We start from the raw sequence: 2,827 nt of genomic DNA on the forward strand, positions 1-2,827 counted from the left end.
AGCGGGCGCAAAAGGGGGACTCCGCGCCAAGGTTTCGGCCGCTCGCGAGGTGGCTTCACGACCAAGATCCATCTGCGGGTCAATGCGGCAGGCCTGCCCATGAGAACCGAGATCACGGCCGGGCAGACATCGGACTACCTCGGCTTCGATCTGGTCATGGCTGACAACCTGCCCGAGCCAAGCGTTCTGCTCGCAGACCGCGGCTACGACTCCGACAACATCCGCAAGACCATGGAGGTGCGCGACGTGGTGCCGGTCATCCCCATGCGCAAAACCCGGAAGCTACGGGTCGCCGTTGACCGCAGGCTCTACCGCCTGCGCAATCTCGTTGAGCGGTGCTTCAACAAGCTCAACAATGCCCGTCGCGTCGCCACCCGCTACGACAAGACCGCCGAAAGCTTCCTGGGCTTCATCGACATCCCGTCGATCCGCCTCTGGCTCCGCCATTTGTCAACATGACCTAAGGCTCTTCCGGTGACGCGTGGTCGCAAATTCCTGCAAGTGCTGGAAGGCGCGCGCACGATCTTTCTGCGCGACGGTTTTGAGGGGGCAAGCGTCGACGACATCGCCCGGACTGCGGGTGTCTCCAAAGCCACGCTCTATAGTTATTTCCCGGACAAGCGGATCATGTTCATGGAGGTCTTCCGCCATGAACTGGCGCGTGAGGCCACCGACACCGGCGCGCTGATCGACGTGGATCTGCCGGTTGAGCAGGTACTACCCTTTCTCGTCCAGATCATCTCGACCTATGTGACTTCTGATATCGGTCTGCGCGTCTTTCGGGTCAGCGTGGCCGAGGCCGAACGGTTTCCCTTGCTTGCGCAGGAATATTACGAATCCGGCCCGGCCCTGCTGCGCCAGCAGCTTGTCAAATACCTTGATCGCTGCGTCCAACGCGGCGAATTGCGCATCCCGGATCTTGAACTGGCTGCCAATCAGCTCATCGAGCTGGCTGGCACTGCGATCCACGACCGCGCCCTGTTCCTTGGGCCGCAATCGGTGGACAGGGAACTTGTACGCAAAGTGAATCGCGGCGCCGTAACTATGTTTCTTGCCTGCTATGGAAGCGGCAAGAGCTCGCTGATGGAGGCGGCCGAATAGGCGTATCCCACCGCAAAGATCCGCTGGTCGTGTCCGAGTGACCGCTTCTCATTTCCCTGCTGCACTCCTATGATACGGTGACGGAAATTCTCTCACTGGATGGCCACCCGATGAACCGAGCCCTGATCGCGCTTCTTGCTCTTGCCCCCCTTGCCGCCTGCGCCCCGGCCTATGCGCCCGCGCCGGAGCCCGCAGCGAACGTTGCACCACTGCCGCCCACGCCGGTCGCCGGCGTCAATGGTCTGGAATCGCGCGAACCCGATGCCTGCCATGCCAAGAACTATGTCTCGGCCCTCGGCCAACCGGGCAGCATCATCCCAAGTCTGGGCGTCTCCCGCGAATATCGCGTGGTCGAGTATCGTGGCATCGAGCCGCAAGAATATGATCCGCTGCGCATCGTGTTCCGGCTGGATGCCTCGGGCAACATCTACAACATCGATTGCGGCTGATTATGCGAGTAATCCGACAGGCCTTACTGTTTGCGCCGCTTTGCGTCCTGGGCGCCTGTGCAGAGGCTCCGGCCCCAGCACCGGCTCCGGATTCTCAAAGCGATCAATGTCAGGCTACTTCGTTTCGCGGCCTGACAGGTCAGCCGCGATCGGTCCTCGGCAAAATGACCTTGCCCGCGGGCACCCGCGTCATTGGTCCGCGTGACCCGGTCACGATGGATTATCGTGCAAATCGGTTGAATTTTGAGATCGGCCAAGACGGCAAGATCGCCAAGATCGCTTGCTATTGACCGGATATGGCTGCGACAGCCCCGGGGCGTAAGGCGGCAACACAACCGCGCCCGGGGCTGAAAGCCGCCGTATCTTTTCCAGTTTCCAGCCGCTTTGTGACCCTAAGCTAACCGCTCTTTTCCGGTCCTAAGCGAAGACTCCGGTCAAGCATCCGCCGGTTGGTCACTGGGGGCCGACCATCTATCGAAAGCATGACAGTCACCGCAAGCGCACCGGGCCCCAACACCACGCCTTGAGCCAACCCAACGTGATTTCGATCAGGTTGCGGCATTTGTCGTTGCACATGGATTTTCCCGGAAATCCGTCGGGGGGGGGACAATGCCTGATCTCGTTGCCGTGCAGGAATCACGGTTGTGCTGAGCCCTGATCAGCTCGGGGCTTCGAAGCCAGCCGCTGCTGCAATGCCCGCACCGCCTCAGCACGGCCGAACTCGCGCGCAGCGGCCTGCCGTGCAAGCTCATAACCTGGCAGCATCCCGGCCAGTTCCTGCTCAGCAGTCAGCAAGGCGCGACAGCACTCTCCTGCCAGAGCATTTGCCAACCGCGCGCCGGCAAGCGTAAATGAGGTGTCTGTGCGGTAGATTGTGTCCAGTTCAGCCTTAAGCTGCGCAACGCGGCGCTCTGCCGCGCCCACATGGGTGCGCAGAACCGCCAGGCGCTGCATTTCCAGATCAGCCTTGAGACGAGCGATCCGTTCCAATCCGGCAAGCAGAGCTTTTTGGCGCCTCATGACCTTACCTTCCGCCGTGGCAAGCTGCCCCAACCCTCGCGCACCTTTTTACGCATCGCCTCGGCAAACCGAATGGCTGCAGCGACGGGTGCGAAATGCTCAGGCTTGATTTCTTGCCCGATTTCGACGGTTGCGTGGATCGCCCGGGCGCAAGGGGGGTCCGACCATATCGGAATCTGATGCTCTCGCGCGCGTTCGCGGATGCGGGCAGCAACCTCATCCACGCCTTTGGCTGTTGATTTCCGTCGAGACGTGAC

6 protein-coding genes are annotated in these 2,827 nt (G+C 61.3%); 4 read left to right on the forward strand and 2 right to left on the reverse strand.

The window, feature by feature from the left end:
• The 4 genes from PARACOCCUSGL_RS0119905 to PARACOCCUSGL_RS22630 all read left to right on the forward strand — a co-directional run.
• On the forward strand, nt 1–459 hold a 459-nt coding region (locus tag PARACOCCUSGL_RS0119905; protein WP_010400803.1), incomplete at its 5' end, for an IS5 family transposase.
• Nucleotides 460–474: 15 nt separating this feature from the next.
• Entirely contained in the window at nt 475–1,101 is a 627-nt protein-coding gene (locus tag PARACOCCUSGL_RS0119910; RefSeq protein WP_029372824.1) for a TetR/AcrR family transcriptional regulator, read from the forward strand.
• A 110-nt stretch (nt 1,102–1,211) separates the two neighbouring features.
• Nucleotides 1,212–1,550 carry a hypothetical protein gene (locus tag PARACOCCUSGL_RS0119915; protein WP_010400807.1) on the forward strand — a complete coding sequence of 113 codons (339 nt, stop codon included), beginning with the start codon at nt 1,212–1,214 and terminating at the stop codon, nt 1,548–1,550.
• A gap of 2 nt (nt 1,551–1,552) precedes the next feature.
• Complete coding sequence (locus tag PARACOCCUSGL_RS22630) at nt 1,553–1,840, forward strand: I78 family peptidase inhibitor (protein WP_050804232.1); 288 nt, start codon at nt 1,553–1,555, stop codon at nt 1,838–1,840.
• Between the two features lie 346 nt (nt 1,841–2,186).
• On the opposite strand, the gene PARACOCCUSGL_RS0119925 is transcribed toward PARACOCCUSGL_RS22630, so the two are convergent.
• Complete coding sequence (locus tag PARACOCCUSGL_RS0119925; protein WP_010400813.1) at nt 2,187–2,570, reverse strand: hypothetical protein; 384 nt, start codon at nt 2,568–2,570, stop codon at nt 2,187–2,189.
• The coding region (locus PARACOCCUSGL_RS0119930; RefSeq protein WP_192826993.1) for an EscU/YscU/HrcU family type III secretion system export apparatus switch protein at nt 2,567–2,827 on the reverse strand (261 nt) is incomplete at its 5' end. The genes PARACOCCUSGL_RS0119925 and PARACOCCUSGL_RS0119930, both read right to left, overlap by 4 nt.

The sequence above is a fragment of the Paracoccus sp. TRP genome (assembly GCF_000185925.1).
In the GTDB taxonomy this organism is placed as follows: domain Bacteria; phylum Pseudomonadota; class Alphaproteobacteria; order Rhodobacterales; family Rhodobacteraceae; genus Paracoccus; species Paracoccus kondratievae.

Excerpts from the sequence above, each read along its gene's own strand:
- PARACOCCUSGL_RS0119925 (WP_010400813.1), bottom strand. The coding sequence starts at position 2,570 with ATGAGGCGCCAAAAAGCTCTGCTTGCCGGATTGGAACGGATCGCTCGT.
- PARACOCCUSGL_RS22630 (WP_050804232.1), top strand. The coding sequence starts at position 1,553 with ATGCGAGTAATCCGACAGGCCTTACTGTTTGCGCCGCTTTGCGTCCTG.
- PARACOCCUSGL_RS0119915 (WP_010400807.1), top strand. The coding sequence starts at position 1,212 with ATGAACCGAGCCCTGATCGCGCTTCTTGCTCTTGCCCCCCTTGCCGCC.